Source organism: Streptomyces albus subsp. albus, assembly GCF_000725885.1.
Lineage (GTDB): Bacteria > Actinomycetota > Actinomycetes > Streptomycetales > Streptomycetaceae > Streptomyces > Streptomyces albus.
Genome location: NZ_JODR01000029.1, coordinates 16,771 through 40,134, shown reverse-complemented (window position 1 = coordinate 40,134; position 23,364 = coordinate 16,771). Strand labels below are relative to the sequence as shown.

Annotated in this window: 22 protein-coding genes and 2 pseudogenes; 12 read left to right on the top strand and 12 right to left on the bottom strand. The window is 65.1% G+C overall.

What is annotated here, in order from left to right:
- Together IO40_RS0127960 and nudC are read left to right on the top strand one after the other, a co-directional pair.
- On the top strand, positions 1-1,410 hold the full coding sequence (locus IO40_RS0127960; protein ID WP_030408435.1) for a dipeptidase: 1,410 nt from the start codon (positions 1-3) through the stop codon (positions 1,408-1,410).
- A 155-nt stretch (positions 1,411-1,565) separates the two neighbouring features.
- Entirely contained in the window at positions 1,566-2,543 is a 978-nt protein-coding gene (nudC, locus tag IO40_RS0127955) for an NAD(+) diphosphatase (protein WP_033229923.1), read from the top strand.
- 141 nt (positions 2,544-2,684) lie between these two features.
- On the opposite strand, the pseudogene IO40_RS34160 reads toward nudC, so the two are convergent.
- The 3 genes and pseudogenes from IO40_RS34160 to IO40_RS0127940 form a co-directional block, all read right to left on the bottom strand.
- Positions 2,685-2,771 (bottom strand): annotated as a pseudogene (locus IO40_RS34160) (NrdH-redoxin); the annotation flags it as partial.
- Positions 2,772-2,798: 27 nt separating this feature from the next.
- On the bottom strand, positions 2,799-4,367 hold the full coding sequence (locus tag IO40_RS0127945; protein WP_078659802.1) for a recombinase family protein: 1,569 nt from the start codon (positions 4,365-4,367) through the stop codon (positions 2,799-2,801).
- Between the two features lie 27 nt (positions 4,368-4,394).
- A complete protein-coding gene (locus IO40_RS0127940; protein ID WP_030408433.1) occupies positions 4,395-4,916 on the bottom strand; it encodes a hypothetical protein in 522 nt (173 codons plus the stop codon).
- A gap of 249 nt (positions 4,917-5,165) precedes the next feature.
- Between IO40_RS0127940 and IO40_RS0127935 the strand changes: the two genes are divergently transcribed.
- From IO40_RS0127935 to IO40_RS40065, 6 genes are all read left to right on the top strand, one after another.
- Positions 5,166-5,411 carry a hypothetical protein gene (locus IO40_RS0127935; protein ID WP_030408432.1) on the top strand — a complete coding sequence of 82 codons (246 nt, stop codon included), beginning with the start codon at positions 5,166-5,168 and terminating at the stop codon, positions 5,409-5,411.
- Positions 5,412-5,473: 62 nt separating this feature from the next.
- Complete coding sequence (locus tag IO40_RS0127930) at positions 5,474-5,902, top strand: hypothetical protein (protein ID WP_030408431.1); 429 nt, start codon at positions 5,474-5,476, stop codon at positions 5,900-5,902.
- Positions 5,903-7,132: 1,230 nt separating this feature from the next.
- Positions 7,133-7,603 carry an HNH endonuclease signature motif containing protein gene (locus IO40_RS39950; RefSeq protein ID WP_078842033.1) on the top strand — a complete coding sequence of 157 codons (471 nt, stop codon included), beginning with the start codon at positions 7,133-7,135 and terminating at the stop codon, positions 7,601-7,603.
- Between the two features lie 168 nt (positions 7,604-7,771).
- Positions 7,772-8,104, top strand: a complete 333-nt coding sequence (locus tag IO40_RS0127910; RefSeq protein ID WP_031176350.1) for a hypothetical protein — start codon at positions 7,772-7,774, stop codon at positions 8,102-8,104.
- 67 nt (positions 8,105-8,171) lie between these two features.
- Positions 8,172-8,930, top strand: a complete 759-nt coding sequence (locus tag IO40_RS0127905; protein WP_031176349.1) for a hypothetical protein — start codon at positions 8,172-8,174, stop codon at positions 8,928-8,930.
- A gap of 4 nt (positions 8,931-8,934) precedes the next feature.
- Positions 8,935-9,306, top strand: a complete 372-nt coding sequence (locus tag IO40_RS40065; protein ID WP_462938918.1) for a phage terminase small subunit — start codon at positions 8,935-8,937, stop codon at positions 9,304-9,306.
- Positions 9,307-9,586: 280 nt separating this feature from the next.
- On the opposite strand, the gene IO40_RS36355 is transcribed toward IO40_RS40065, so the two are convergent.
- The 7 genes and pseudogenes from IO40_RS36355 to IO40_RS0127865 all read right to left on the bottom strand — a co-directional run bounded on the left by IO40_RS36355 (position 9,587) and on the right by IO40_RS0127865 (position 16,310).
- A complete protein-coding gene (locus IO40_RS36355; RefSeq protein WP_234315639.1) occupies positions 9,587-9,964 on the bottom strand; it encodes an endonuclease VII domain-containing protein in 378 nt (125 codons plus the stop codon).
- A gap of 84 nt (positions 9,965-10,048) precedes the next feature.
- The gene (locus IO40_RS0127890) at positions 10,049-11,515 is read right to left on the bottom strand and encodes a DUF3987 domain-containing protein (RefSeq protein ID WP_051719318.1); all 1,467 of its coding nucleotides are present in this window, start codon (positions 11,513-11,515) and stop codon (positions 10,049-10,051) included.
- Between the two features lie 412 nt (positions 11,516-11,927).
- A pseudogene (locus IO40_RS39945) lies at positions 11,928-12,047 on the bottom strand (Lsr2 family DNA-binding protein); the annotation flags it as partial.
- 2,050 nt (positions 12,048-14,097) lie between these two features.
- Positions 14,098-14,931: a helix-turn-helix domain-containing protein gene (locus tag IO40_RS0127880; RefSeq protein WP_031028693.1), complete on the bottom strand. Its 834-nt coding sequence runs from the start codon at positions 14,929-14,931 to the stop codon at positions 14,098-14,100.
- On the bottom strand, positions 14,921-15,442 hold the full coding sequence (locus IO40_RS0127875; protein WP_031176346.1) for a DUF6879 family protein: 522 nt from the start codon (positions 15,440-15,442) through the stop codon (positions 14,921-14,923). The genes IO40_RS0127880 and IO40_RS0127875 overlap by 11 nt, the downstream gene beginning before the upstream one ends.
- Positions 15,426-15,638 (bottom strand): hypothetical protein, encoded by a 213-nt coding sequence (locus IO40_RS39120; protein WP_030408424.1) that lies wholly within the window; start codon positions 15,636-15,638, stop codon positions 15,426-15,428. Before IO40_RS39120 ends, IO40_RS0127875 begins: the two co-directional genes overlap by 17 nt.
- Positions 15,639-16,052: 414 nt before the next feature.
- Positions 16,053-16,310 carry a mycoredoxin gene (locus tag IO40_RS0127865; RefSeq protein ID WP_031028697.1) on the bottom strand — a complete coding sequence of 86 codons (258 nt, stop codon included), beginning with the start codon at positions 16,308-16,310 and terminating at the stop codon, positions 16,053-16,055.
- Between the two features lie 530 nt (positions 16,311-16,840).
- Here IO40_RS0127865 and IO40_RS0127860 point away from each other — a divergent pair.
- From IO40_RS0127860 to IO40_RS39115, 4 genes are all read left to right on the top strand, one after another.
- Complete coding sequence (locus tag IO40_RS0127860; RefSeq protein WP_031176345.1) at positions 16,841-19,039, top strand: ATP-dependent DNA helicase UvrD2; 2,199 nt, start codon at positions 16,841-16,843, stop codon at positions 19,037-19,039.
- Positions 19,040-19,295: 256 nt separating this feature from the next.
- Positions 19,296-19,568 (top strand): hypothetical protein, encoded by a 273-nt coding sequence (locus tag IO40_RS0127855; RefSeq protein WP_016469625.1) that lies wholly within the window; start codon positions 19,296-19,298, stop codon positions 19,566-19,568.
- Between the two features lie 132 nt (positions 19,569-19,700).
- Positions 19,701-20,069, top strand: coding sequence for a WhiB family transcriptional regulator (locus IO40_RS0127850; protein ID WP_016469626.1), 369 nt, complete (start codon positions 19,701-19,703; stop codon positions 20,067-20,069).
- Complete coding sequence (locus tag IO40_RS39115) at positions 20,066-20,419, top strand: hypothetical protein (protein ID WP_016469627.1); 354 nt, start codon at positions 20,066-20,068, stop codon at positions 20,417-20,419. Before IO40_RS0127850 ends, IO40_RS39115 begins: the two co-directional genes overlap by 4 nt.
- 229 nt (positions 20,420-20,648) lie before the next feature.
- Here the strand turns inward: IO40_RS39115 and IO40_RS0127840 are convergent, their stop codons facing one another.
- Both IO40_RS0127840 and IO40_RS0127835 read right to left on the bottom strand, forming a co-directional pair.
- Entirely contained in the window at positions 20,649-22,046 is a 1,398-nt protein-coding gene (locus IO40_RS0127840; protein ID WP_031176344.1) for an ABC1 kinase family protein, read from the bottom strand.
- A 53-nt stretch (positions 22,047-22,099) separates the two neighbouring features.
- Positions 22,100-23,200, bottom strand: coding sequence for a ThiF family adenylyltransferase (locus tag IO40_RS0127835; protein WP_016469629.1), 1,101 nt, complete (start codon positions 23,198-23,200; stop codon positions 22,100-22,102).
- Positions 23,201-23,364: the final 164 nt, after the last annotated feature.

Genomic DNA, 23,364 nt, shown 5'->3' with positions numbered 1-23,364 from the left:
ATGAGCACCACCCCCGCTCCCCCGGACAGCGCCGTCCGGGCCTTCATCGACGACCAGCGCACCGCCTTCCTCGCCGACCTGGCCGCCTGGCTGCGCATCCCCTCCGTCTCCGCCGACCCCGACCGCGCCGGTGACGTGCGGCGCAGCGCCGAATGGCTGGCCGCCACACTGCGCGCGACCGGCTTCCCCGTCGCCGAGGTGTGGGAGACCGAAGGAGCGCCCGCCGTCTTCGCGGAGTGGCCCGCCCAGGACCCGGCCGCGCCCACCGTGCTCGTCTACGGCCACCACGACGTGCAGCCCGCCGACCGCGCCGACGGCTGGCACAGCGAGCCCTTCGAGCCCGAGGAGCGGGACGGCCGCCTGTACGCGCGCGGCGCGGCCGACGACAAGGGGCAGGTGCTCTTCCACACCCTCGGCGTCCGCGCCCATCTGGCCGCCACCGGCCGCACCGCCCCCGCGGTCGGCCTCAAGCTGCTGATCGAGGGCGAGGAGGAGTCCGGCTCCCCCCACTTCCCCGACCTGCTGCGCCGGCACGCCCGGCGGCTCGCCTGCGACGCCGTCGTCGTCTCCGACACCGGCATGTGGGACGCGGACACCCCCACCGTGTGCACCGGGATGCGCGGCCTCACCGACTGCCAGATCGACCTGTACGGGCCCGACCAGGACATCCACTCCGGGTCCTTCGGCGGCGCCGTGCCCAACCCGGCCACCGAGGCCGCCCGGCTGGCCGCCGCCCTGCACGACGAGGACCGCCGGGTCACCCTCCCGGGCTTCTACGACGGCGTCGTCGAGCTCACCGACGAGGAACGTGCCCTCTTCGCCGAACTGCCCTTCGACGAGGACGCCTGGGTACGCACCGCCCACTCCCACGCCACACTCGGTGAGAGCGGCTACACCACCCTCGAACGCGTCTGGGCCCGCCCCACCGCCGAGGTGAACGGCATCAGCGGCGGCTACCAGGGCCCCGGCGGCAAGACCATCGTCCCCTCCCGCGCCCAGCTGAAGCTGTCCTTCCGCACCGTCGCCGGCCAGGACGCCGACACCATCCAGCAGGCGCTGCGCGACTGGGTCGCCGCCCGGCTGCCCGCCGGCATCCGCCACGAGATCACCTTCTGGGGCGCCACCCGCCCCTGTCTGACACCGCTGGACCACCCCGCGCTGCGCTCCCTCACCCGCGCCATGAGCCGCGCCTTCGGCCGCCCCGTCCGCTACACCCGCGAAGGCGGCTCCGGCCCCGCCGCCGACCTTAAGGACGTCCTCGGCGTCCCGGTGCTCTTCCTGGGCATCTCCGTCCCCTCCGACGGCTGGCACGCCCCCGACGAGAAGGTCGAGCTCGACCTGCTGTTCAAGGGCGCCGAGACGGCCGCCTACCTGTGGGACGACCTCGCGGCACACTGGAGCGCGGGCTGACCTCCAGGCCGGCCCCCATCTCCCCGGGCCGCACCCGGCCCCCCGGCCGGAGCCGCACGCCGCCGGCCCACACGCACCGACAACCGTCCGCCAGCCGCCCCGCGGCCCGCCAGCCGGGCAGGGCGGCCCCGACACAGGGGGAGCAGGAAACACACGTGACCGCCTCGACCTCGACCGCCCGCCACGACCAGCCGGCCGGCCGGCAGCACACCGCCGACCGGCCCATCGGCCTCACCGCCACCGGGGGCATCGACCGCGCCTCCCACCACCGGCTCGACGAGGCATGGCTGGCCGCGGCCTGGAGCCACCCCACCACACGGGTCTTCGTGGTCTCCGGCGGACAGGCGCTGATCGAGGACAAGGAGGACGGCACCACCGAACTGGTGATGATGCCCTCCTTCGACGCGCCCTTCACCGAAGCGCACCGCTACTTCCTGGGCGTCGACGAGGACGGAGTGCGCTACTTCGCGCTGCAGAAGGACTCCCTCCCCGGCCGGCTCGACGACATCGCCCGCCCCGCCGGACTCCGCGAGGCCGGAGTGCTGCTCTCCGACCGCGACAGCGAACTGCTCGTGCACGCCGTCGGCCTGGAGAACTGGCAGCGCACCCACCGCTTCTGCTCCCGCTGCGGGGAACGCACCGTCATCGCCGCCGCGGGCCACGTCCGCCGCTGCCCCGCCTGCGGGGCCGAGCACTACCCGCGCACCGACCCCGCCGTGATCATGCTGGTCACCGACGACCAGGACCGGGCCCTGCTCGGCCGCCAGGTGCACTGGCCCGAAGGCCGCTTCTCCACCCTGGCGGGCTTCGTGGAACCCGGAGAGTCCCTGGAGGCCGCCGTCCGCCGCGAGGTCGCCGAGGAAGCCGGTGTGAGCGTCGGCCCCGTCAGCTACGTGGGCAGCCAGCCCTGGCCCTTCCCCTCCAGCCTGATGCTCGGCTTCATGGCCCGCGCCACCTCGCCCGCCATCCAGGTGGACGGCGAGGAGATCGAAGAGGCCCGCTGGTTCTCCCGCGAGGACTTGCGAGCCGCCATCGAGTCCGGCGAGGTGCTTCCGCCCTCGGGCATCTCCATAGCGGCCCGCCTGGTCGAACACTGGTACGGCGAGCCCCTGCCCCATCCCCACCGTTCCTGAACCGGGGCCCGCGGTCCCGCGCCCCTCACCGCCCTCGAACGCCGAACGGCCGCGCCCGGCCGGCCCCCGCAACCGCGGGAACCGGCCGGGCGCGGCCGTTCGGCGTCAGCCCCGGGGGCCGGCGCGGGAAACTCCCCGCGCTCAGGCGCCGATCTTCGCCTTGACCTGCGCCAGGGAAGGGTTGGTCAGCGTCGAACCGTCCGGGAACAGCACCGTCGGGACGGTTTTGGGTTTTGCCTCCATCGTTGTCGCAGGTCATGCGGCTAGTGCTACCTCAGCCCCCGAGAGGAAATCCGAGATGGACACCGCCTCAGCGGGCGCGTTGCCGAAGCCCACCTGAGCAACCTGGAGCGGCGCGGCCGGGAAGTGCTCCCCGTACTCGAACCTGACCCCGGACGGCCCAGCGAAGACCCTCACACCCCACGTAAGCAGCTTCTCCCGTCGTTCCTCTCGGGTGGAGGAGTCCCACCAATCCGCGTAGGTCTGGCCGGTCTCCACCCACTGTTCCTGTGGCCTGGCCGCAGGCTTGCTGGTGATCGCCTCCCGCTCCGCAGCCACCTTGGCTACGTGCTGGCCGTACTCGGCAGCCGACAGCTTGCCCGCCTGGAGTTCCTTGGTGAGCTGTTCGAGCTGAGCATCCAGCACAGCCACCTTTACGGCCCTGGAGTCGTCCTGAACCGTCCGACGCTCCCGTACGGGCAGGGAACCGATCTGGAGCTTGAGTGTGGCTCCGATGAGTTCGTACAGCTCCTCAGCCATGAAGCTGTGGCCGGGGCAAGGCTTGCGGCCCTTTGGCTTGCTCCCCTGGCACCGGATGCGGGGGCGCTTGTTGTTCTTCTTTCCACCCTTGGCCCAGTAGAGCGGGTGCTCATAGTCGGAGCCGTCACAGAACAGGATGCCGCGAACCGGGGAGGTCTCGGACGGCCCCTTGGTGTACTTCACCAGCGTGACCACTTCTTGGAGGGCCAGCCATTCGGCTTCGGTTAGCACGGGCTCAGAGCGCATGACGGGAGTGCCGTCCTCATTCCGTACGACCGTGCCGTCTGCCCGTACGTACTCCCCGAGCAGACTCCGAGAGGTGAGCACAGCCTGAACACTGGTCGGGCTCCACTTGGTCCCCCGAGCCTTGGCCTTCTCCTCGTTGAGCCGGGTAGTGGACTCACCCTTGGCCGCACGCATACGGGCAATGTCCTGGACCGTGGGCACGTTGCCAGCGTTGAGCCAGTCAGCCACGACAGAGAAAGACTTGCACGCCATGAACAGGCGGATCATCTCGACCAGCACCGGCCCATACTCGGGGCAGATGGCCAGCGTGTAGCCGTCGCCGTCCTTGGCCGCCACACGACCGAACGGTACGAGCCCTCCAGGCCAACGGCCAGCCTTCCGCATGGCCTCACGAGAGGCCCGGACACGGCTCTTGATGATGTTCAGTTCGATCTCAGCCACAACGGCCAGGATCTTGGCGACGGCCTGGCCCATTTCGCTGGTGAGGTCAAAGCTCTGTTCCACACAGATCAGAGACTTACCGTGCTTGGTGCACCAGTCGATGATGTCGCACAGGTCCCGAACTGAGCGGACTATTCGGTCCATGCTCTTCACGTAGAGCACATCAAATTGGTCTCGCTTGTTGTTGAGCCAGTCTCCGAGTGAGGGGCGGAGCCAGGGAGAGAGGGAGGCGGATACGTCGATGTCCTCTGCCCACCCCACGAGATCCAGACTGTCTGCCTCAACTCGCTTTGCTATGAGTTTCTTTTGGGTGTCGTCTCCGGTCTGGCCCGTGTTGGCCACGGAAAGGCGCACCACGCCCAATGCTCGTTTCACCATGCCTATCGGTCTAACCCTCCCTAGTTGTTAGTCCGCTTCCAGAAGTTGCCTGGCTTTCTCGGTAACCACGCCTCCGGCTTTCCTGTCGGCCGTCGTCTCCAGGAACCCATCTCGACGGGCCCGCTTCATGTGGTCTTTGATGGTGTTCAGGTTCTTGCCCAGGGACTCTGCCAGCCAGCGAACAGGGGCCGGATTGCCCGCTTCAGATGCGCCCACATAGAGGGCCGACAGCAGAGCCAAATACCGCTCAGAGATGCCCTCAGAGGCCAGCACGGCCTTTACCGCGTCCGCACCTTGGTCTAGCTGCTGAGCGACGCCGTGGGCGCTCTTGTGTAGCTCCTGGGCCTTCTCCGCGATGCGGCTTAGCTCTGGCTCCATCCTGCGGAGAACCGTGGTGGTGACCCCACGCGCCTTGTCCCTCGGGTCTGCGTCCGGCGCTGGCTCGATGGCGAGTCGCTGTGGTCCACCCTGATAGTGGCCGGTCGGCCACCATGCCGCGAGCACCCATGAGCCCACGCGCTGTCTGATCTCGAATCCGTCGTCTGTCATGCAGCCCAAGGTAGACCCGAGTCACCCAGACTTGTCAACCCTGCATGGCTGGGCGCGTCTGCGGGTGCCGAACTGAATAAACCCTGTGACACGCTCCACAAACAGGGGGTGGCCGGCGCTCAGTTTCCGCAGCTCACGAAGTTGATTCAGGTTTACTCAGACACCCCGGAATGTCATTCCTGGGTTGCTCCTGTTCAGTTATGTGGGCAATCTTGGGGTGTCAGGACGAACGCAGCACAGGAGGAACGCATGAGCCCGCTCTCTGCAATTCAGCCGCTCATCAATGAAGCCGTGTATGAGGCTCTTAAGGATCAGGCGGCATGTGTCGTCTTCTCTCTAGCCCTGGCGGTTGAACTGGGTCGAATGGAACTCACGGACGCCATCGACGTGTGCACTGACGCTCTGGAAATGACGAAGGAGCAGGCGGAAGAAGCGATGGCATCCACCATTGCAGGGATCATCGCTGAGCGACTGGAAGACGGGACGAGTCAGTGAGTGATGCGAAGTGCCCGGATTGCGGAGTGATTGAAAGCCTGCACGGAGCATACGGAACCTGCGTGAGCAACAAGGAGGACTCGGATATGGAGATAGTGAGCCGCAAGGTGAAAGCGACTCCCAGGCACGACTGGGAACAAGCTATCCGGGCATGCCCCGATATTCCCCCAGCCAAGATGTCCACGTTGTGGGCCGTCGCTATGCACATCGAGTTTGGTACGGGAAAACACAACAAGGACAAGAGCACGGGCAAACCTCGCTACGTGCCGGATCAGGCCCTATTGGCTGCGACGGCTAAGAAGACCATCCGTGCGGTGAGCGGCGACCTTGAGTGGGCCCGCGAGGAAGGGTGGCTCTTTCGTTATGCCACCAACCGTGGCGTAGGGAAGCCGGACATCTACTGGCTGACAATCCCTGACCATGAGGACCACGAACACGACTGGGACACCTTGTGGGAACGGTCTGTGGCCATCCGAGCCAAGGCCAGGTAGCTCCTGCCCGGAAGGGAACTTCCCACATGACTAGGTTGTCTATCTCTAGGTAGGCCACCACTAGGTGGCCTAGTTCTAGGTTAGTTACTTCTTATTTGAGTAGTAGATAGAGACAGGGCCAGTCTTAGGACTGGCCTTTCTCAGTCCAACACGGCGAAGGCAAGTGAGGGCGATAGTCCGAACAGTGGAACTAGCCAGCCTTGAAGGGCTGGCAGTGACACGCCAGAACCAGTTCTGGCACGAGGGGGTTCGTACCCGAGAGAGTTTGTCCCCCGCCGCCGTGGTCGGCCGCTCGGTGTCCGTGAAGGCTTCTACGGCCCTTCTGACGCCCTATCGTGTCCAGCCTGGGTGTATGGGCGTCCCTGGCTCTGTCGGGCCGTCAGAACGGCATCTGTCGCTTCCTGGCGATTCTGTGATCCTGGGATCGGTCTCGCGTGTGGTCCAGCCTCCGAGGGCCGGGGAGGTTAGTTCAGTAAGTTCAGTTGGTTCTCAAGCGTTGTCGGCCGTGGTGAGCCGACGTGCCCCCTACGCCTCCATACGGCCTTGTGAGCCTCTGGATTTTCCTCCTGGCCCCTCTCTGGGCCGTGGAGTCCTGAAAAGGCCGCGAGACGACCACGTATGGCCTTCCTGAGCCCTTCGTTCGCTGTACGGCTCTGGCCCCCCCCTGACGTGGGCTCACCCTCCGAGCCGGCCAGGTGACTTGGCCCACACTTTCGGCAGTTCCCTGCCTCGTACCCCCAAACGCGGACCTCATCTTATTTATGAGGGCAGTTAAAGAGCTGCCTCTATCTGACACTGTAAACCCTGATTCGCTTCTTCGGGTCTTCGGTCAGTCTTTCGCGGTTGAGCCCCTGGGCGTTCTCCCAGGGGCTTCTTCCTTATGCCCAAATCGTCGGATGAACTAGAGGGAGGAAGCGCCCCATGGAACCTGTGCCGCTGTGCGCGGTATGCCGTAAGCCCAATGAGCTGCGAGACGGAACGCTGTTCTGTGGGACGCGTTGCCGCAAGGTTGGAGATCGGATTGAGGCCAGGGTCTATCGTCGGATCGGTCACCGGCCCAAGGCCAGTTCACCCGGAGAATGGTTGGCCTTGTATCGCCGCTTCAGCGAGAAGGGGGAGCTTATGCCCTTCGGGAGCTGACCTAGCCACCCCCATAACTGAATAGCACTTGTACACGCCGTCCAGGGCTGGGCGGCCTTCTTTGTTTCTGGACCGTTCAGGAGGACGGATATGCGTGCTGAACTTGATGATTACGACGCTAAGACATGGAAGAGGATGCGGTCGAAGATTCAATGCGACCAAGAAAGCGGATGCTGGGTGTACACCGGTGCAGGAAACGGCATTGGATACGCCCAGGTTTGGTATCGCGGAAAGAATCACTACGCCCATCGCATTGCTTACCAACTGTTCGTGGGTGAGATTCCTGATGGACTGGAGCTGGACCATGTCAAGGAGTCTGGTTGCCGATACCGCTCATGTATTAATCCAAAGCATCTTGAGGCTGTAACTCGCCAGGAAAATATGCATCGAGCTGCTGTCGGAATACATAATGCGATAAAGACCCACTGTCCGAAGGGTCATGAGTACACGCCCGAGAACACTCAAGTGTATCGGGGAATGCGACGATGCCGCGCCTGTGACCGTGAGCGCAACCGTAAGCGTCGTGAGAGTGCTCGGATGGAGATAGCCGATGCCGCGTAGCAATGGTGGGCGATGCCCCCGTGAAGGCTGTCAGTTCACGTGGCCTTACTCGACGCCTGTACGTAATCAACGTCTTCTATGACAACAGGCAGACCCCCCAAGACCGGATGCCCAAGACATCCTTGGACTTCCTCTTTTCACTTATCACCTACGCGAAGGAGAACAACTATGGCTGATTTTGAGATCCCCGAGGATATCGACAATATCGAGTACGCCCGCCTTGCCGGTCAGTGGCTTGCACAGCAGGCCCGACCCATTGAACCCCAGGAGCATGACCAGAAGCCTTACAGCAACGGCAAGCCGTTTCCTGGAACCATCAGCGAGGCCCGCACTTATCAGGAGCATCAGGAGGCAGCGACGCACGCCCGCGCCTTCCCCGGAATGCCTGAGCCGGCCACCCTCCCCCAGCTCACCCGTGATGATCTCCTGAAGATGAGCCCTGCCGAGATCAATGAGGCCCACGCCAACGGTCAGTTTGACGAAATGCTGGGTCTTCTCTGACAGGAGCGACATCGAGACTGACCATGGGGCCTCTATTAGGCCCCTTTGAATTGAAGGAGTGACACCTATGTTTGATGGTTCCTACGCGGTCCCCGACGCCAAGTTCCTCGTAAGCATGATTCCAAGTGGTTTCCGATTCTCCGATGCCGTGGAGAAGGCCAGCAAGGAATACCGTGAAGCTGTTGCCCGCAAGACGCAGTACGAGGCCGAGAATGCCGACCACGCGACGAACGTTGGGATTCCGCACAGGAACTTCCCTCACTGCTGGCGAGGGGAGAACGAGCAGCTTTACACCACTCGTGCCCTGATCGACGCTGAGGCCAAGTTGAAGGATGCCTACCTGAAGGCGGTAGAGGAGGGTAAGGCGTTCCCGGATTCAGACGAGTTTTACGGTCCTGCACTTAAAAGACATGAGGAGTACCTGAAGGCCCTGGAGGCTTTTGAACTCGTCGTCAATAAGGCGGCCAACAAGTACCGATCGGCCATTCTCAATGAGATTGATGATCTGGCCATTCAGGCTGTACGGGACGCTGATGAAGCAAAAGCTGAATACGTTGAGGCTGAGGTGGCTTACCGTCGGGCACAGGCCAAGTTGGCAGGGGCGGTTAACCGGTTCGCCTTTGCTGGCTCTGGCGGTCGCATCCATAGCCGCAACGGAATCGGAATGAAGGGCTTTGGGGGTCCTGAACTCTGGGAGAGTCACGATGGCCGTATTACTCCCGAGCTTGCTCGTGCTCTTCGCCTCACTGCGAATGGATCTGCGGTCGATATCGCAATCCATCCTCGGTACCTCGTTGGCGGCGAGAGCGTGATGAAGGAGAAGTGATCCCATGCCGCCACAGCGTGATCCACGTAAGCCGCATTCTCGATATGGCCCAAACCGGGGCCGTAACCGTGAAGCTGAGATTGTTTATCTTCCCCTAGATCATGGCTACGAAGTCCCACCACTGCCGAAAGGGCGTGAGTGGTCGGATTCCGAAAAGGAAATGTGGCAAGACCTCTGGGGGAGCCCCCAAGCTTCACAGTGGATTGACTCTGTTGTGCCGACGGTTGCAACGTATGTTGTTTTGGTTGGTCAGGTTCTAGCCGGAACGGCTAATGGGACTGTGGCCAAGGAGGCTCGACAGATGGCTGATGCTCTCGGCTTGACTCCTTCGGGAATGACCACCCTGGGATGGAGGCTTGAGAGTGATGGCGAGTAATCGAATGCGGCGAATGGCAGCGGCCTCTAGGGGCCGCGCTGTCGGCTTTGTTCACCGTCCTGGTGTTGAGTGTCCGGACGCTTGGCAGTGGGACGGTTAGGCTAGGTTCATAGGCTGTGTTGAATGCCTGAAAGAGGCATCCGAAGAACTCATACAGAATTCATGAACTAGGCCGCTTTGGGCGCTATACGCAAGCTCCCTCCGAAAGCCGAAATGAAGAAGACCCCTGGCTTCTCTCCGAAAGGGAGATTGGCTAGGGGTCTTTTCGTGTCTCCTGGCCTTACTGCCAGGGGAACTCTTCCCTCAAGTAGTCGGCTGCCCTCTCTGCATTGTCCGGGTCGTCTCGCAACATTCCTAGTGCGATGTTGCATTGGTGGTGGAGGATGCCTCTGACGCAGCGTCCACATGACTTCCGTCCGGGACAGCACGAGTGATCGTGGTCAATGACGATGCCGGGACGGAACTTGCCGATAGGCTCCGTACAGATTGGACACTTCCCGCGCTGGTATTGGTGGATCTCTGCGTACTCGTCATACGAGAGTCCATACTTGCGAACCCGCTTGGCTATCTCCTGCTGATCCTCATTGCACTTCGGGCTGTCGCATATGAAGGCCCATACGGTCTCATTCCCACTGACCACGAACCTTCGCTCATTCATTCCCCCACAACAGGCACACTTGGCTGTGCCCTTGATCTCCAGCATCCCCGCCCTACACCGTCCCTCTCGTCTCCCCAGGTACCTCTACCACTGAGATAGGAGATCACCCAGGGTCTCACTGCCGGAGGCAACGGCAGGTGCAGACGTGGGGTTCTGCGACTCCTGTACGGCCGTCTGCGGCTCGCTCTGGGCCTCCTTGGGCTCTGCGGTCACGAGACGGAGCCTGGGCCTGTCAGACGGCCTCTGGGCTTTCGTGACACTCTCAAGCTGGACCGTGGTTTGGCTACGGAGGGTCGATGGCCGGCTGAACCCTGAGTGATCACCCCGGGGTTCGGGTGTTGAAGCACGACGTTCGTCGGCTCCTGCCTGTCCGGCGAGCCAGTACGTCTCCGGCCTACGGCCCCCCGAGGCCGGTCCCTTCACCATGACCAGTGCGCCCGTGGAGACCAGCTCTTGAACGTCCGCCTTGGTGACCTTGGCTCCCCGGAGAAGGGACGTGGAGGTACAGCCAGGGTTGGCCGACACGTACGCCAGGACGCGACTGGGGGAGTTCAGCACGGTCCGGCCCACCTTGGGGATGCTCGCTTGTGCGGCCACCAGAGAGGTAGCGCACTTCACGGAGTACCGGACGAGGGAGAACGCGGCTTTCAGAACGTCACGGGTGATGGTGGTGGACTTCTCCGACGCTGCCAGCACGGCAGCAACCCGCAACGTCTGTTCGGCAGTCCGCTCGATCATGACGGCCTGAGTCTCGGGCAGGGTCTCACCCAGGATGCGGCCGTAACGGCGTACGAGCCTCCACAGCGGCATAGCGTCCTCTGCCAGGCTGATAGCCCGTTCCTTGGCCCGTGCCCAGGCATAGGCGTCCTCCAGGGCCTCTGTGTCCACGGAGGGCAACCCGTGCTCGTCGTCCAGCATGGGGACGGCTCGGAGCGTGAACGGCATGATCCGGTTGAGACTACCTCCCTGGGCCTCAGAGCCTCCAAGAGCGAACTTGGCGAACTCTGCTGGGGTGATGTGGCAGTGAAGGACGAGACGGGGACTCTCGACGGCCTTGGGCTCCTTCACGGTGCTATTGCGGAGCGGGCCACCGTCCCACGCCTTACGAATCGTGGTGCCGAACTTCTTGTCCTTCTTGGCCTGGAACAGGTCCTCTGACCATTCCTCAGATATCGAGAGGCAACGGGTGTCCGTGCCTCCCTCACTCTCGGAGGTTGCCTCTGCCTGTTCGGACAGGTGAGAGATGATCGCGGCCCCAGAGGTGAAGCCACTGGTGGTGAACGTGTCCAGGAAGCGGCCCAAGGGCTCACTCATGACGTGTTCAGCGGCCCGGAGCGCGTTCCCCTTACCCCTGCCCGTCCCGGCCACCAGAGCCGACCACAGGAGCACGGGACGTGCCTTGCCACGGGACGACACGTGGACCGTGCCAGCGATGGCAGCAGACCACATGGAGAGGGCCGCCGCGTAGATCCCAACAGAGTCCGTCTCCGCGTAGGGAGAAACCTCCCGGACGGCCTTACCAATGGGCCCGTACAGCGTCGGGGTATTCATGCCGCGTTCTCCATTTCGATGGTGAGTTGTTGGTGTGCCGGGACGACTCGACGCCAACGGCCGTTATCCTTCACAAGGGCCTCTGGGTTGCTATTCGGCATGCACAGGGGAAGCGTGGGACCTCCATCAGCAGGGACGACTACGGCCTTAATTCGCGCCCATTTGGCCCCACACACCTGGGACTCGCGCTTGACGGCCTCCAGGGTTAACACATCACGGCTCACGACACCGGTACGGCTCTGGCCCTTGTGGTTGGTCCAGGACACCCAACTACCGGGGTGGTAGTCCCTTTTGCTGGGCCTGCTGTCGGCCCCATATCCCTTGGCCTGCTTCCACGTACTCAGGTCCCGCCAAGAGGGCCGCTTATTGCGGCAGTCCTGGGCCGTAATGGTCGGGGAGTTGGGCCGCTTGCTTACGCGGCCGTCGCTTTTCCCTCCGTCTCCTGAGCCTGCTTGTAAGCCTCTCGGATGTTGGCAGGGATACGGCCACGGTCGGCCACCTGGTATCCGTTCTCACGGGCCCATGTACGGATAATTTCCGGCTTGACGATGGGACGGCCGATGTTGTCTCGAATCTCGACGGCCGGAACGGTGGTGGTCTTGGTGTTGCCCTTGGATACGCCTACGTACTTCTCAGCCTTCGCAGGGAAGTTCTCCCAGAGCCATCCCCTGAACTCGACGTGAGAGGCCGTGAAACGCGCGTCCTTACCGTGGTGCTCTGCCCAGTCCGTGAAGTGTTCCCGCTCCTTGGTGCTAATTCCCTGGAAACGGGACCGGTGCCGGGCCCACTGTGCCCGTGCCGACTGAGAGGCAGGGTCCAGCTTCCGGCCCTTCATTGCCTTACGGCTGTCAGTGATGCGCTGGCAGTAGTCCTGAAGGTCTTCATGCCGGGAGTCACGGGCAGGCGCTTCCTGGGCGTCCTCTGCCGGGGCATTGGTGGGGGCAGGCTCCTGCACGGCAGACACAGAAGCCGTGGCCGCAGTAGCCACGCCAGCACCGCGTGTGGTGATAAGGCCGGTCTCTTCCCTGGCCTCCCTCTGTTCTTCCTTCACGGCAACAGGAGCGGCAGCATCGGCCACCGACGCCACCGGCATCAGCTTGTCCATGACGGCCACAAAGAGGCCCTTGTGTTCCTCGCACAGGTCCACGGTCCGAGAGTCGTTACCCAGGCTCATGCTGGCCTTAGTGACGGCCTCCATGTCCTTGCCCTTGTTGTGGCAGGCGTCGCACACAGTCATTTCCACGGGCCGCATGACCGTCTTGATCACTGCCGTACTCCCCTCACACCTATCTAGTGGAGACTCCACCGTACACCCCTAGCTGTGACATAGCTGGGTGGCGGAGCAGGTGTGAGGCGTGATCTCAATCACAACTGATGCAGATATGAGCCCTGAGAGATAACCGAACTTACTGAACTAACCCATTGCGTAGAGCGAGCACTTCGTTACGTAGCGCGTTGGGTAAGTTAGGTAAATTCGGTTTACTCAGACGGGTACGGGTCAGTTGTTACCCACAGTGAAAATGAATTTACTCAGAGGGTGGGGTAACAAGGGTTGTCGAATTGAAAAGAGAACCGGCGGAGCGTCTTCCTCCGATAACGTACGCTTCTGGGCCTTCGGTGATTCTTTGTAAACCCTTTGCCCTTATTGACCTCCATTCTCAATTGAGTGATTTATGCCACTATTGAAAGGTGGGCATAAAGAATCCCCCTAGCCGGGGAAGGGTAGGGGGTCTCTTTATCTGTTCCTATGCCTTCTGTGGGTCTTTCGTGGGGGATGTCGAGTGACCTCGAAGGCGGATAATCGACCTGTTGGCTATGGGCCTCTCGGAGGCCCGCTAACCCAGAGCCGGCCGATAGCTGCTACGGAAGGTGCTGAGGCATTGCCCCAGGTCCGAACCGCTTCACCCTCTCGTCCAATCGGGCCAGGGCTGTTCCCTCGTCCAGGAGATAGCTCAATCGGGCCACCAGTGCCTCAGCCTGGGCCCTGGTCAATTCGAGCACCAGGACCCCGCCTGTCGGGGGAGCGATCGGAACGGTGATGCCGTCGTGCTCGCGGTTCCATGCAGGTGATGCCTTGGGAGTGAGTGAAGCATTGCTCCTGGGCGTGCGCTTAGAGGCCGTCACCTCCTTCCCACCCTTCCCAGTAGCCCAGGGGCGTAGTCGAATCTGGCCCGTCGCAAGATGTCTTCTACGGACTTCTCCACCTGGATTACGCAGCTTTCACAGGCGTTGGCAGTGGGACTTTCAGACTGGGTGCCGAGAACTCGAATGACCGTGACCCTGGTGTCCTCGCGGCCACACTTTGAACACTGTCCGTCCGACCACTCGTAGGCGTCGAGGACTGCACTTTCGCTTACGGCGGTCACGGTGACTTCACCTCCGCAGGGTGCGCCATGGCCCGGTGCCTAGCAAGCAGCACTTTTGCATCGGTGGCCGCGCTGTAGTCTCGGCACTCCTGGGCCCGTTGACGCTTCTCGACAAGCTGACGGCATTCCTTGCACTTAGTCTTTTCGCCGGTCACCTTGCCATCATCCACCCGTCTCTACGTGCCTCCCAGGATTATTCCAGCAGTGGACTAAAGATCATGAACGATAGGCGTTCGCCCAGGCGGACAGGTGTTCTCTAGCCTCTTCCTCAAACAATGCCCGTCCCTCGTACGAGGAGAACTCGTCAAGGTAAGCAGTCACGTCCCGGGGGTCTCGGAAAACCATGATCCCCGTGGAACTCTCTACCGTGGCCATGCGGTCGTCATAGATGGTGAACGTGTTCAGTGGGCAACCCGGGAGATAGGTTCCTGTGGGGATTACGCCAATCCTTACGGATGGTAGATAGGAGAGAGAGGCCAGGTGGTCAATCTGCACAGCCATGGCCGCAGCCGGAACCTTCGGAAACCTCACCGCCTGTTCCGTGAGAATGAACGTGAAATGTTTACTCTCGTCGTATAGGACTGCCTGACGTTCCAGTTTCCTGGCTATTGCCTTGCTGTGGTCGCCGGGTATGTGTTCTAGGCTGGCCCGAATATATTCGGGCGTCGAGAGAAGACCGGTAATCATGGAGAGGAGAAAAAACCGGAACTCCGTAGAAGATTTCTCAAGCTGTGCTAGCTCGTTCTGCTTCTTGTCTAGCCCCTTGCGGCGAAGGGAGCGAGCGTCCTGCCATTCAGTGTTGGCGATCCTTGCAAGGGCCATAACCTCTGCGATAAGGCTTTCCGGGGCCTCAAGTGCTCTCAGGATTCGCTCAACATCAATGAGAGTAGGGGTAATCTTCCCAGTCTCGATTTTGCTGATCTTGGATTGCGACATGGAGCAACGCCGAGCGAGCCGATCCCCAGTGAGACCGGCTCGCTTCCGAAGCGCTCGAAGAGTCTCCGCTAGGTCTGCTTTAGCTAGTCCTAGCTGCTCAGGGTCAAACGTCAAGGCCCTTCACGTACTCCTCGAAGGGCACCGACTCAGCCACGGCGATCCGCTGGCATTCGATGAACGGTGCGGGGTCACCATCGTGTACTTCCCGGTTGATCTGCCTGCCGTCGGGCTCGTAGTTCATCAGCACGACCAAGGAGCGGTCGAACATCCAGAAATCCTGAAACCCTGCCACCGGATTAGGGCGGTCGGTCACATCCAGGATTCGGATGTCCTCACCGGCCTTGACGCTGTGTGCGTAGTAGCGGCAGAACTCGAACCGGAGATATTCCCCGAGAGGGCGGGTGACTACGTGAACGCGTCCCATGCTCCGACCAGAAGACTTGTGGCGGCGGATCATGCCAGTCCACTCGTCTTCGTAGTTGCCGATGAACCTGTCACCGGCCTGGAACTTCTGGAACTCCTCCTCTTCCTGCGGCACGCCATAGACCGGAAGGGTCTCCAGCCGCCATGCCTCCTTCTGGAAGTCACGGAACTTGGACTGCCATTCATCACCAGCCAAGAGCACGGATAGCCTCCCTCAGAACGTGCTCAGGGATCTTCACCAGGGCCTCACCGGCCGGAGGATGGAACGCCTCGCACACGTCGCCCTGGACGACGAATCCGCCGTCTGCCTCGTCCCTGTAGACGTTGGGGCAGTCGCCCTGCCCACAGTTGCCGGACCCGGTACCTGTGAGCCTCGTAAGCCCTTGCCTGCTGGCCATAGTGCCCCCTTCCGGCCGGGACCTCCCCGGCCCTGCCAGCACGACGCTACGGAGCGGCGGGCGGGGCGTCTATGCCACAACGGAGATATTCCAGAGTTGGAATAAGGATCTTGGTCCGAAGCCCTGGGTGGCCGTCTGTCGGTCCCGTATCCGACCAGCGCCCATCGGGAGAGCGCGGGATCACCGGAGGCTGTGAGGGCCCACTGATCGTCCTTCTCCTGCTCCTCATGGAGGCTTGCCCAGGCTGGTCAGCGCTAGAGGCTGGGCACACGGGTCGGAGTGGCACCGGCAGTCCCCGACTCCGAAGAAACTGAACTTACTGAACCTTGCTGCGGCCGACGTGAAGGAAGAAGGAAGCAACACAAGACCCCCGCCGGGTGGTGGCGGGGGTCTGCGTCTCTGAGGGCAGGGGGCTCAGGCGGCAAGGGCCTCCTTGACCTGGGCAAGGCTCGGGTTCGTCATGACGACCTCAGAGCCACCGTTGGAGGGAATTACCAAGACTGTCGGCACCGTCTGATTGCCGTCGTTCGCCTTCTCGACGAACGCCGCCGACTCCGGGTCCTGCTCGATGTTGACCTCGGTGTACGCGATGCCCTCACGTTCCATCTGGCTCTTCAGCCGACGGCAGTACCCGCACCACGTGGTGCTGTACATCGTCACAGTGCCCGCCATCTTCTCCAGCGCTCCTCGTTGTCTCATGCGTCGGTGCCTGGGACAACGTACGGGACCCCGCCGCCATTCCCACCCCGGCCTCCACCCCCACCCCCTCTCCGCCCCCTTCCACTCCCGTCACCACCCGCACCGCCCGACCGACCCGGCGGGCACGGTAGTCAGGGCCGGCCCGGCGGGCACGCCCGAGCCGACCGACACGGCCAAGACGGCGGGCACGACCAAGACCGGCGGACTCACGACCGGGCGGCCCGACACGGCCGAGACGACGGGATGGCGACGACGGGGACAGCCGAGCCGACCGACACGATCGACAGGTGCCGCCACGACCGACACGCGCCGCCACGACCGACACGCGCCGACACGCGCCGCCACGACCGACCGGCGCCGACACGCGCGGACAGGACCGACATCCGCCGACACGACCTCCCCGGCCGATACGGGCGATCAATCGATACGACTGATACGACGAATCCACCCCCCTGTGGACAACCACTCCCCACCCCGCTCCCCACCCCTGGCAGCATGGCGGGGTGACAGCAGCAACGGACTCCCCTCTCTTCCCGCAGGCACCGGACTCCGCCGACGCGGTGCTCGAAGGGCTCGACCCCGAGCAGCGCGAGGTGGCCACCGCACTGCACGGTCCCGTATGCGTGCTGGCCGGCGCCGGAACGGGCAAGACCAGAGCCATCACCCACCGCATCGCCTACGGGGTCCGCGCCGGCATCCTGCCCCCCGCCGGTGTGCTGGCCGTCACCTTCACCCAGCGCGCCGCCGGAGAGATGCGCGGACGCCTGCGCCAGCTGGGCGCCCACGGCGTGCAGGCCCGCACCTTCCACTCCGCCGCGCTGCGCCAGCTCCAGTTCTTCTGGCCCCGCGCAGTCGGCGGCGAGCTGCCGCCCCTCGTCGAGCGCAAAGCCCCCCTCGTCGCCGAGGCCGCCACCCGCTGCCGTCTGCGGCTCGACCGCACCGAGCTGCGCGACCTCACCAGTGAGATCGAATGGGCCAAGGTCACCCAGACCGTGCCCGAGGACTACCCGGCGGCCTCCGCGAAGGCCGGACGCGACGCCCCCCGCGACCCCGCCGAGACCGCCCGCGTCTACGCCCTGTACGAACAGCTCAAACGCGAACGCTCGGTGATCGACTTCGAGGACGTCCTGCTGCTGACGGCCGCGATCCTGGAGGACCGCGCCGACATCGCAGAGACGGTCCGCAACCAGTACCAGCACTTCGTCGTCGACGAGTACCAGGACGTGAGCCCCCTCCAGCAGCGCCTCCTGGAACTGTGGGTCGGCGAACGGGACAACCTGTGCGTGGTCGGCGACGCCAGCCAGACCATCTACTCCTTCACCGGCGCCACCGCCGACCACCTCCTGGACTTCCGCACCCGCCACCCCGACGCGACCGTCGTCAAACTTGTCCGTGACTACCGCTCGACCCCCCAGGTCGTCCACCTCGCCAACGCCCTGCTCGGCCACGCCCGGGGCCGCGCGGCCGAACACCGCCTCGAACTCGTCTCCCAGCGCGAGGCCGGCCCCGAGCCCGTCTACGCCGAGTACGCCGACGAACCGGCCGAGGCCGAGGGCACCGCCCGCCGCGTCCGCGACCTGATCGCCTCCGGCGTCCCCGCCGGCGAGATCGCCGTCCTCTACCGCATCAACGCCCAGTCCGAGATCTACGAGCAGGCCCTCGCCGACGCCGGCGTCCCCTGCCAGCTCCGTGGCGCCGAACGGTTCTTCGAGCGACCCGAGGTCAAGGAAGCGTTCGTGGTCCTGCGCGGCGCGGCCCGCGCCGGCGGCAACGACGCCCTGCTCGACGACGCCGTCGACCTGCCCTCCCAGGTCCGTGCCGTCCTCGGCACCAAGGGGTGGACACCGCAGCCCCCCGCAGGGTCCGGAGCGGTCCGCGACCGCTGGGAATCCCTGGCGGCCCTGGTACGCCTGGCGGGCGACTTCGCCACCGCTCACCCCGGCGCGACCCTCGCCGACCTCGTCACGGAACTCGATGAGCGGGCCCGCTCCCAGCACGCCCCCACCGTCGACGGCGTCACCCTCGCCTCACTGCACGCCGCCAAGGGACTGGAGTGGGACGCCGTCTTCCTCGTCGGCCTCACCGACGGCATGCTGCCCATCACCTACGCCAAGACCGACGACCAGATAGAGGAAGAACGCAGACTCCTCTACGTCGGCATCACCCGCGCCCGCCGCATCCTCACCCTCTCCTGGGCGCTCGCCCGCTCCCCGGGCGGCCGTCCCGGCAGGCAGCCCAGCCGCTTCCTCAAGGATCTGCACCCCGGCGCGGGCACCCCGTCCTCTCCGGGCGCCGCCACCGGCAGCGTCGAGGGGGGCGGACGCAGAAGCGCACGGCCGCTGTCCGGAGCACGCCCACGGCTGCACCGCGCGCCGGCGCGCTGCCGAGTGTGCGGCAGAACCCTGACCGCGCCGGGTGAAGTGAAACTGATGCGTTGCGAGGACTGCCCCTCGGAACTGGACGAAGTGCTCTACGAACGCCTGCACCAGTGGCGTGCGGAACAGGCCGCGCTGCTGGGGCAGCCCGACTACTGCGTCTTCACCGACAAGACCCTGCTGGCCATCGCCGAGGCCGTACCGGACGACGAGGCGGCACTCGCCCGTATCTCCGGAGTCCGCAGCCGCAAGCTCCAGCAGTTCGGCGCAGACGTCCTCGCCCTGTGCGCGGGCGAGGAACTCCCCCGTAAGGAGGAGGACATCTGACAGCACAGACGGGGGGAGGGGCGGGGAGGGGGAGGGGGAGGGGCCCCGGAGGAGCGAAACCGGCTTCTGTCACAGCACCTGTGACACAAAGCCGCGAAAAATAGTTTGCGCCCGCCGTGCGGAGCCTCATAGCCTTCCAGACCATGGAGAGGGCGGGCCTTTTCGCCCCACCTCATCCATGCTGTACTAAGTCCTGAACACGTTCGGACCTGGCCTCGCGGCCGGTCCCCGAGACGCCGAGAGGAGGCGGAGACCAGTGGCAACGATCATTTCGGAGATCAAAATGACCGATCGCTCGGTCGTTTCCGCCTGCCTGCTCGGCTCCCGCCTCCACGGCACCGGTCTGTCCGGTGTCGAGTTCGGCGGCAATGAGCGACCGACCCAGGCACCCGAGGTAGCAGCACAGGCACAGGCAGCCACCTTTGTCCGTGGCTTCGTGGCCGACGGTGCCGGCGAGGGACGCCAGGAGACGCAGCGTTACGCCATGTGGGCCTTCCGTGGCCTCGAACCCTGGAGAGATCCAGCCTGATCGGCAGATCAGGTCGGCACCTTCCAGGGCCGCGGAACCCACACCGGGATCCGCGGCCCTTCTGTTTGCCCCGACCGGCCACCAGCCGGACCGACACCACAACAGACACACCACAGACAGGAAGAACCGACAGTGCACACCGAGACGCACCCCGACACGTTGCGTTCCGCGCCTTCTCTGCCGCCCGATGTCACCACGGAGGACTCCTTGACCGCCCCGCAGATCACCCTCACCGAGCTCGACGACGCCATCGAGCGTCTCGGTGTCGAAGTACCGTGCCGCTCCTACGACCCGGAGGTCTTCTTCGCCGAGGCCCCCGCGGACGTCGAGTACGCGAAGTCCCTCTGCCAGACCTGCCCGCTGCGCGAGGCGTGCCTCGCCGGCGCCAAGGACCGCCGCGAGCCCTGGGGCGTCTGGGGCGGGGAGCTGTTCGTCCAGGGCGTCGTCGTCCCGCGCAAGCGTCCGCGGGGACGTCCTCGTAAGAACCCGGTGACGGCATGAGCCCCCGCCGTCACGGATCGCCCGCCCGCCGCACCGCGGCCGTCGGAACGATCGACAACCCGTCGGCGCTGGACCCGCGCCCCCGTACGAAGCAGGACCCGACGATGACTTCTCTCAACGAATCCACTGCCCACACCCACTCGGACGCGACAGTCGTCCGTCAGAACAGGACCAGGGACATGCAACTCATGCCAGAAAGCCTGGCGAGGGTACACATACAAGATCGGCTGCGCGAGGCGCATTCCGAGCGGCGTGCGCTGCGACTGCGGCAGGCGCGGCGTCTCCAGCGCCGTGCCGAGCGGGCCACGCTCCGCGCACGGCGTGCCCTCGCGATGGCAGTAATGCAGTGACGTACTGAGGTACTCGCGTACCGAGGTACTCACGCTGACGCACTGAAACAGCAAGGAGCCGGGGCTCGGTGCCCCGGCTCCTTGTCGTTTGCGTCGGCCGCTCCGCCCGGCCGTGGGGCCTGGCCCGTTGTTCCGGCCGCGGGTTCGGTCCTGTTGTGTGCGGTGCGTCGTGGCGGACCGTCGTGCGCGGCGTTGTCCGGGCAAGGGTTTCGGTTGTCCGGTGGTTTCCCTACAGCGCGATCTCCGAGGGCTCGGTGTCCGGGGTGTCGGGGTCGGCCGGTGGTGTGTCCGGCTGGGCGGGGGCGAAGCCCGGCACCCACGTCTCCATGTCGTCGCGCATCCGCACGGTGGCACCGAGCTGGCACAGCACTCCGATCGTGCTGAGCGTGACCCGGTGGATGAGCAGGTACGAGGGGGGCAGGTTGAGGCGGCGGCCCAACTGGTGGGCGGGGGAGCGGGGGTCGGCTATCCGTGCTGCCTGACCGCGCATCCACTCCCGTGTGAAGGTGAATTCGTCCACGCAGGCGGGTTCGATGATGGGCAGCAGATAGTCCCGGACCGCTTCCGGGTCCAGCTCGATCCGTTCCTTGACGAAGCCTTCTTCCCGCAGCATGTCGTAGGCGGTCTCCGCGTCGCCGTCCAGCATCAGTCGCAGTACGACGCCGATGACGGGTGGCAGGCCGTCGGGAAGCCGGTCCACGGTGCCGAAATCCATCACGCCCAGCCGCCATTGCGCCGGCTCGTCGCTGCCGCCGGTGACGAGCCGGAAGTTGCCGGGGTGGGGGTCGGCGTGCAGCAGGCCGGTGCGGACGGTGCCGGAGAAGAGGAAGCGGCTCAGCAGTTGGCCGGCCCTGTCCCGTTCCTCCTGGCTGCCGTCGGCTATCACCGCGGAGAGGGGTATGCCCTCCAGCCACTCGGTGATCAGCACCTGATCGCCCTGGTGCACGACGTCGGGGACGAGGACGTCCGGGTCCTCGGCGTACTCCTGGGCGTAGGCACTCTGCGCCTCCGCCTCCAGGCCGTAGTCCAGTTCCTCGGTGACCCTGTCGTGCATCTCGGTGATGAGCGGTTTGATGTCCATGCCGGGGATGAGCGGGCCCAGCAGCCGTGCGAAGCGGCCCAGTTGGGCCAGGTCGGAGACGAGGGCCTCGCCGGCGCCGGGGTACTGGAGCTTCACCGCGACTTCGCGGCCGTCGTGCCAGACGGCGTGGTGGACCTGGCCTATGGAGGCGGCTGCCGCCGGCGTGTCCTCGAACTCGGTGAAACACGCGCGCCAGTCCTCGCCGAGTCGTTCTGTCAGCACTGTGCGGACCGTGCTGGTCGGCATGGGCGGTGCGGCTTCCTGGAGGCGGGTCAGTGTGGCCCGGTAGGGGCCGGCCAGTTCCTCGGGGAGCGCGGACTCGAAGACCGAGAGCGCCTGCCCGAACTTCATGGCGCCCCCTTTCAACTCGCCCAGCACTTTGAACAGCTGTTCCGCGGTGCGCTGTTGCAGCTCGTGGCCGACCAGGTCAGCGGAGATGCCCCCGAGGCGCTTGCCCAGCCCCCAGGCGGAGCGGCCCGCGAAGCCCAGCGGCAGGGCGGCCAGTTTGGCCGTACGCGTCACCGCCTTGCGGGGAAGACCAGACATGCGTCCCTCCAACTCCCAGACGTATTCGACCGAGACAGCACCGAGGACGGCGGTTACCCGGTCATTGTTGCGTGCGTTCGGTCGTTCGCGGAGTCCGTGGGCCGGGCGGACACCGAAGCGGCACCGCACGGGCACTCCGGGTGCGCGGTGAACTGTTCGGTGTCCGGCAGCAGGTGGGGCAGCGCGAACCGCAGCCGGTAGCCCGCCGCGCACGCCCCGTCTCCGTCGAGGTAGGTCAGTGCGTAGGAGGCCGCGGCTCCGGCCACCATCGTGGCCAGCGCGATGTCGCAGGCGGGGACCCCCGTGCGCCGCCTGCTACCGGTACGCCACTGCCCCACCAGCATCGGCCAGCTCGGCTCCCGTTCGGCCCGGGAGCGTGCGAGGCATTCCGAGCACGGTGAGGTGCCGGGAAGCACGAGTGGGCCCACCACTCCTGTGGCTTCCACCACGCCGCAGAACAGGTGCGGGGTTCCCGCTCCGGTGAACCGTTCGGTGATCTCCGGGTCCGGTGCGTAGGCGTCCAGTCCGTCGCGGGGCGCGATGACCACCAGGTCGATGCGGCCCCGTGACCTGCTCTGCCAGGTCTTCGACTGTCGTACTGCGCTGCGGGCCGCGACATCGCGCCGCGTGCCGGTCTGGGCCGGTGGCACTCCGCCGGGCGCGGTGTCCCATTCCTCGACGACGCCGCCGTCGACCACGTCGACCTGTCCGACCCCGGCGGCGGACAAGGTGGTGGCGACGGTTGCGCCGACCCGCCCGGCGCCGCGCACCTGTACCCGTGCCGCGCGGCGGGCGGCGAGTCTGCGTACTCCGCCGCCGGGCTCGCGGTGCACCACGGACAGGGACGCCAGGTCGGGGCGGAGCCGGTCGGTGACGCCGGCCGCGGCGGTGCGGTCGGCGGTGGCGTCGTCCAGCACTCCGGCCGCCGCGAGCCGGTCGACGAGTTTGCCGGGAGTCTGCGGGGCGAGTCCTAGGCGGTGCGCCTCGTGGCCGAGCTGTTCCATGCTGCGGGTGCCGTCCATCAGCTCCATCAGCGCGGCCGTCGCGTCGCTGACCGGGCCGAGCAGGACGGCGTGCGCGGGCGCCATTCCGTACTGCACCGTCTGCCGGTCCCGCCAGCCGCGTCGCAGCGCCGGCTTGATCATCGGATGCATGCCGTCCCCCCCCCTGACCCGCCGGGAGCGTGTCCCGGTCCTGTGTCGATCACTGCGAACAGCATGCGGCCACCGGCCGGATCGGCGGAGCGAGTTTTCCACAGGCGCCCCCGATAGTCATACGAACGAGCAGGGCGCTGCGGGACCCGGGCGGCCCGCCGGCG

Bases quoted from the DNA above. Each gene is read 5' to 3' on its own strand.
- IO40_RS0127960 (WP_030408435.1), top strand. From the start codon at position 1: ATGAGCACCACCCCCGCTCCCCCGGACAGCGCCGTCCGGGCCTTCATC.
- IO40_RS0127945 (WP_078659802.1), bottom strand. From the start codon at position 4,367: ATGGTGAAACGAGCATTGGGCGTGGTGCGCCTTTCCGTGGCCAACACG.
- IO40_RS0127940 (WP_030408433.1), bottom strand. From the start codon at position 4,916: ATGACAGACGACGGATTCGAGATCAGACAGCGCGTGGGCTCATGGGTG.
- IO40_RS0127935 (WP_030408432.1), top strand. From the start codon at position 5,166: ATGAGCCCGCTCTCTGCAATTCAGCCGCTCATCAATGAAGCCGTGTAT.
- IO40_RS39950 (WP_078842033.1), top strand. From the start codon at position 7,133: ATGCGTGCTGAACTTGATGATTACGACGCTAAGACATGGAAGAGGATG.
- IO40_RS0127910 (WP_031176350.1), top strand. From the start codon at position 7,772: ATGGCTGATTTTGAGATCCCCGAGGATATCGACAATATCGAGTACGCC.
- IO40_RS0127905 (WP_031176349.1), top strand. From the start codon at position 8,172: ATGTTTGATGGTTCCTACGCGGTCCCCGACGCCAAGTTCCTCGTAAGC.
- IO40_RS40065 (WP_462938918.1), top strand. From the start codon at position 8,935: ATGCCGCCACAGCGTGATCCACGTAAGCCGCATTCTCGATATGGCCCA.
- IO40_RS36355 (WP_234315639.1), bottom strand. From the start codon at position 9,964: ATGAATGAGCGAAGGTTCGTGGTCAGTGGGAATGAGACCGTATGGGCC.
- IO40_RS0127890 (WP_051719318.1), bottom strand. From the start codon at position 11,515: ATGAATACCCCGACGCTGTACGGGCCCATTGGTAAGGCCGTCCGGGAG.
- IO40_RS39120 (WP_030408424.1), bottom strand. From the start codon at position 15,638: ATGGCCAGCAGGCAAGGGCTTACGAGGCTCACAGGTACCGGGTCCGGC.
- IO40_RS0127865 (WP_031028697.1), bottom strand. From the start codon at position 16,310: ATGGCGGGCACTGTGACGATGTACAGCACCACGTGGTGCGGGTACTGC.
- IO40_RS39115 (WP_016469627.1), top strand. From the start codon at position 20,066: ATGAGCCCCCGCCGTCACGGATCGCCCGCCCGCCGCACCGCGGCCGTC.
- IO40_RS0127840 (WP_031176344.1), bottom strand. From the start codon at position 22,046: ATGTCTGGTCTTCCCCGCAAGGCGGTGACGCGTACGGCCAAACTGGCC.
- IO40_RS0127835 (WP_016469629.1), bottom strand. From the start codon at position 23,200: ATGCATCCGATGATCAAGCCGGCGCTGCGACGCGGCTGGCGGGACCGG.